Origin of the sequence: Micromonospora sp. NPDC049089, from assembly GCF_040648775.1 — a bacterium.
Taxonomy (GTDB): domain Bacteria; phylum Actinomycetota; class Actinomycetes; order Mycobacteriales; family Micromonosporaceae; genus Micromonospora.
In genome coordinates this window covers 1-4,800 of record NZ_JBEZEH010000014.1, presented here as the reverse complement: position 1 = coordinate 4,800, position 4,800 = coordinate 1, and the positions used below count along the sequence as shown (strand labels likewise).

Here is a 4,800-nt window from a genome sequence, read left to right as displayed (position 1 = left end):
CGGTGCGGCCGTGGCCGCAGCGGCCGACCCGGCTCGGCATCGCCCGGACCCTCCAGGGCACCGGGCTCTTCGCCGGGCTGAGCGTGCTGGAGAACGTGATGACCGGCGCTTCGCACACCGCCCGTGCCGGCTTCGTCCCGGCACTGCTCGGGCTGCCGGCCAGCGACCGCGACGAACGCCGGCTGCGCGCGGACGCCCTGGCCATCCTCGACGAGCTGGGCATCGCCGAGCACGCCGGGGCCGCGCCGACCACCCTGCCCTTCGCCGTACGCCAGCGGGTCGCCCTGGCCCGCGCGCTCGCCGCCCGCCCCCGGCTGCTCCTGCTCGACGAGCCGGCCGGTGGCCTCGGGGCGGACGACATCGCCGAGCTGGGGGAGCTGGTTCGCCAACTGCCCCGGCGGGACACCGATCCCTGCGCCGTGCTCCTGGTCGAGCACCACATGGACCTGGTGATGGCCGTCTGCGACGAGCTCGTGGTGCTCGACTTCGGCCGGGTCATCGCCGCCGGCACCCCGGACGAGATCCGCGACGACCCCGCGGTCACCGACGCGTACCTCGGTGCCACCGTCGAGGAAGAGGTCTCCCCATGAGCGGCACCGATCTGCTCGTCGTGCGAGGGCTGGTCGCCGGTTACGGCGCCGCGCCCGTGTTGCGGGCCATCGACCTCACCGTCCCGGCCGGCACCATCGCCGCTGTCGTCGGTGCCAACGGCGCCGGCAAGACCACTCTCCTGCGGGCGCTCTCCGGCATGATCCGTCCGGCCGCCGGCCAGGTCCTGCTGGCCGGCGAGGACCTTCGCGGTACGCCGGTGGAGCAGCTCGTCCGACGCGGCATGGCGCACGTCCCGGAGGGTCGGGGCGTGATCAGCGAGCTGACCGTCGACGAGAACCTGCGGCTGGGCGGGCTGTGGCGGCGCGACCGGGCCGACGCCGGGCGGGCCCTCGACGAGGTCTACCAGCTCTTCGAGCCGCTGGCCCGACGCCGCCGGCACCTCGGTCACCAGCTCTCCGGCGGCGAGCGGCAGATGCTGGCGCTCGGTCGGGCCCTGGTCGGCCGACCCCGCCTGCTGCTGCTGGACGAGCCGTCGCTCGGCCTGGCGCCACGGGTCGTCGCCCGGACCATGGCCCTGCTCCGCCAACTGCGCGACCGCACCGGCCTGACCGTCCTGCTGGTCGAGCAGAACGTGCGCAGCGCGCTCGCCGTCGCCGACCAGGGCGTCGTGATGTCCCTCGGTCGGGTGGTGATCGCCGCCCCGGCGGCGCGGCTACGCGACGACGTCGACCTGCGCCACGCCTACCTCGGTTTCTGACCACCACCTCGTCTCCCGGAGGGAGGACTGTTGGACCGCTTCGTCTTCCTCACCGTCGACGGCCTGTCCCGCGGCGCGGTGTACGCCGCGTTCGCGCTGGCCCTGGTGCTCATCTGGCGGGCGGCGCGGGTCGTCAACTTCGCCCAGGGGGCGATGGCCGTCGCCGCCGCGTACGTCGCCTACACCGTCAGCACCGCCACCGGTTCCTACTGGCTGGGCTTCGTGGTCGCGATCGTCGCCGGCCTGCTGCTCGGCGCGCTGGTGGACCGGGTGGTGATGCGGCACGTCGATCACGCCTCACCGCTCAACCCGGTGATCGTCGCGCTCGGGCTGGTGCTGCTGATCCAGGCCGTGCTGGGAATGGTGTACGGCAGCGAGTTCCGCCCCGCCGAGGCCCCGTTCAGCCGGTCCGCCCTCACCGTGGGCGGCGTCGCCGTGCTGTCCCCGTACGACCTGTTCGTCTTCGCCACGATCGGCGTGGTGGTCAGTGGTCTGGCCTGGATGTTCGCGCGTACCCCGGTGGGGTTGCGGATGCGCGCGGCGGCCTTCGCTCCGGAGGTCTCCCGGCTGCTCGGGGTCAACGTCGGTGGGATGCTGACCCTCGGTTGGGCGCTCGCCTCCGGGGTGGGCGCGCTGGCCGCCATGCTGGTCCTGCCGACCGAGCTGGGCCTGCACCCGCACGCGATGGACCTGGTGTTCGTCTCGGCGTTCACCGCGGCGGTGGTCGGCGGGCTGGACAGTCCACCGGGGGCGGTGGTCGGTGGGCTGGTGGTGGGGTTGCTGCTCTCCTACGTGAGCGGCTACGCCGGCAGTGACCTCACCCCGCTCGCGGTGCTGGTCCTGCTGCTGGCGGTGCTGCTGGTCCGGCCCGGTGGGCTGTTCGCCCCGGTCGTGGCGAGGCGGGTGTGAGCGCCACGAAGGCGGCTGTGCCGCCGAGAGAGCACCTCGACGACCCGGCCGGTCGGCCTGTCGACCGGCGACGGGGCTCCACCCTGCTGCGCCACCTCGCGGTGGTGCTGGCCGCCGGGTTGCTACTGGTGGCGGTCAGCTACTCCGTCGAGCCGTTCCGCAACTTCCAGCTCGCCACAGTGGCCGCCTACCTGTGCGCGACCGCCGGGCTGACCGTCCTCACCGGGCTCAACGGTCAACTGTCGCTCGGGCACGGCGCGCTGATGGCCACCGGGGCGTACACGGTGGCGCTGTGCCAGACCGCGTTCGCCGACCGGGGAATGACCGGCGGCTGGCTGTTGCCGCTGTCGTTGGCCGCGGCGATCGTCAGCACGGTCGCGGTCGGCGCGGTGGTCGGTGTGGCAGCGGCCCGGCTGCGCGGCCCCTATCTGGCCGGGCTCACCCTCGCGGTGGCAGTGGTGGTGCCGGCGCTGGCGGTCACCTTCGACGGCGTGTTCAACGGCGAGCAGGGGCTGTCGGTGCCGGTGGAGCCGCCGCCGCTGTCGCTCGGCCCGTACTTCCCGTACGAGCGGTGGCAGCTCTGGGTCACCGGCGCGGCCACCCTGCTCGCGTTGCTGCTGCTGGCGAACCTGATCCGCAGCCGGTACGGGCGGACCTTCCGGGCGGTCCGCGACGACGAGGTGGCGGCCCGCCTCGCCGGCATCCACGTGGCCCGCACCCAGGTTCTCGCCTTCGTGGTCAGCGCCGCCACCGCCGGGCTCGGCGGCGCGCTGCTGGCGGTGCTCGCGCAGAGCGTCTCACCCGGCGCGTTCTCGCTGACCCTGTCGCTGTTCCTGCTGATGGCCGTGGTGATCGGTGGCCTGGGTCGACTGACCGGCGCGCTCTGGGGGGCGGTCCTGCTGGTCGCCCTGCCCGATCTCACCCACTCGCTGACCGGGATGCTCACGCTCTCGCCCGCGGTGGCGCAGCGGATGGAGGGCAATCTCCCCCTGGCGATCTTCGGACTCACCCTGATCGTCGTCATGATCGCCGCCCCCGGCGGTGTGCAGGGTCTGCTGTCGCGTCTCGGCCGGGCGTTGCTGGCCAGGCGGCCGACCCGGCGTTCCTGAGCTGTCCTCGGTCCGGCCTCGGCCGGGCGCCCCACCACCACACCGTTCCCAAAAAACCGGACCGAGAAAGGTCGGTGTCTCCCATGCACCGTAAAGCGCATCGCGGCCTCGCGATCGCCAGCACCCTTGCCCTGCTCATCACCGCTGCCGGCTGTAGCGGCGACGACGGCCCCGGCTCCGGCGGGGCGTCGGTGCCGGGCGTCACCGGCACCGAGATCGTCGTCGGCACCCACATGCCGCTGACCGGGCCGGCCTCGGCCGGCTACTCGAAGATCGCCCCGGCGACGAAGGCGTACTTCGACTACGTCAACGCCAACGGCGGCGTGCACGGTCGCAAGATCACGTACAAGATCATGGACGACGGCTACAACCCGGCGAACACCCAGCAGGTGGTCCGCCAGCTCGTCCTCCAGGACAAGGTCTTCGCCATCCTCAACGGTCTGGGCACGCCGACGCACACCGGTGTGCTCGACTTCCTCAAGAGCAACCGGGTGCCCGACCTCTTCGTCGCCTCCGGCAGCCGCAGCTGGGACCAGCCGGACAAGTATCCGGGCACGTTCGGGTTCAACCCGGACTACACGGTCGAGGGCAAGATCCTGGCCAACTACGCGAAGGCGAACCTGGCCGGCCAGAAGGTCTGCTTCCTCGGGCAGGACGACGACTTCGGCCGGGACAGCCTGGCCGGCGTGGAGAAGGTGCTCGGCGCCGGTGCCGTGGTGGCCAAGCAGACGTACGTCACCAGCAACACCAACGTGGCGCCGCAGATCGGCGCGTTCAAGGCGGCCGGCTGCCAGGTCGTCGTGCTCGCCACGGTGCCCGGCTTCACCGCGCTCTCCGTCGGCACGGCGGCGCGGCTGGGCTTCAAGCCGCAGTGGCTGGTCTCCAACGTCGGCGCCGACCACCCGACCCTGGCCAAGCAGCTCGGCGCCGCGGCGCCACTGCTGGAGGGTATGGTCGGCACCAACTACCTGCCGATGCAGAACGACACCGCCAACCCGTGGGTCCAGCTCTTCACGAAGATCAACAAGGAGCACAACGGGGACGCGCCGTTCGACGGCAACACCGTCTACGGGATGTCGGTCGGCTATCTCTTCGTGCAGACGCTGCTCGCCGCCGGCAAGGACCTCACCCGGGAGAAGGTCCTCGACGCCGTGCAGAAGGGCGGCTTCCAGGGCCCCGGGCTGGTGCCGCTGCGCTTCTCCGCCACTGACCACTCCGGGTACGGCGGCCAGCGGTTGAGCCGGGTGACCGGGGGAGTGCAGACCTACTTCGGGCCGGCGTACGAGACGGACGAGGCGGACGGGGCGGTCAACGAGTACACCGTCACTCCGGCTGCGCCCCCGGCGAACGGGGTGCCGACCGTCTCCTGAGGCTCCGCAGCCCCGACGTGGCGGCCGGCCGGGGGCCGCCGGGGCACCCCCCCGGGGGCGGGGGGGGCCGGGGGCGCCGGGCGGCCGGGGGGGCCGGCCGGCC

The 4,800-nt window shown here is 72.9% G+C and carries 5 protein-coding genes; all 5 read left to right on the top strand.

The window, feature by feature from the left end; genetic code table 11:
• A partial coding sequence (locus tag AB0B48_RS04645; RefSeq protein WP_357195855.1) for an ATP-binding cassette domain-containing protein occupies positions 1 to 590 on the top strand: 590 nt, incomplete at its 5' end.
• The gene (locus AB0B48_RS04640; RefSeq protein ID WP_355006584.1) at positions 587 to 1,309 is read left to right on the top strand and encodes an ABC transporter ATP-binding protein; all 723 of its coding nucleotides are present in this window, start codon (positions 587 to 589) and stop codon (positions 1,307 to 1,309) included. The genes AB0B48_RS04645 and AB0B48_RS04640, both read left to right, overlap by 4 nt.
• Positions 1,310 to 1,339: 30 nt before the next feature.
• Positions 1,340 to 2,218 (top strand): branched-chain amino acid ABC transporter permease, encoded by an 879-nt coding sequence (locus AB0B48_RS04635; RefSeq protein WP_355006585.1) that lies wholly within the window; start codon positions 1,340 to 1,342, stop codon positions 2,216 to 2,218.
• On the top strand, positions 2,215 to 3,327 hold the full coding sequence (locus tag AB0B48_RS04630; RefSeq protein WP_357195850.1) for a branched-chain amino acid ABC transporter permease: 1,113 nt from the start codon (positions 2,215 to 2,217) through the stop codon (positions 3,325 to 3,327). Before AB0B48_RS04635 ends, AB0B48_RS04630 begins: the two co-directional genes overlap by 4 nt.
• 83 nt (positions 3,328 to 3,410) lie before the next feature.
• Positions 3,411 to 4,697, top strand: a complete 1,287-nt coding sequence (locus AB0B48_RS04625) for an ABC transporter substrate-binding protein (protein ID WP_357195847.1) — start codon at positions 3,411 to 3,413, stop codon at positions 4,695 to 4,697.
• The last annotated feature ends 103 nt before the right edge of the window (positions 4,698 to 4,800 follow it).

Excerpts from the sequence above, each read along its gene's own strand:
- AB0B48_RS04640 (WP_355006584.1), top strand. The coding sequence starts at position 587 with ATGAGCGGCACCGATCTGCTCGTCGTGCGAGGGCTGGTCGCCGGTTAC.
- AB0B48_RS04625 (WP_357195847.1), top strand. The coding sequence starts at position 3,411 with ATGCACCGTAAAGCGCATCGCGGCCTCGCGATCGCCAGCACCCTTGCC.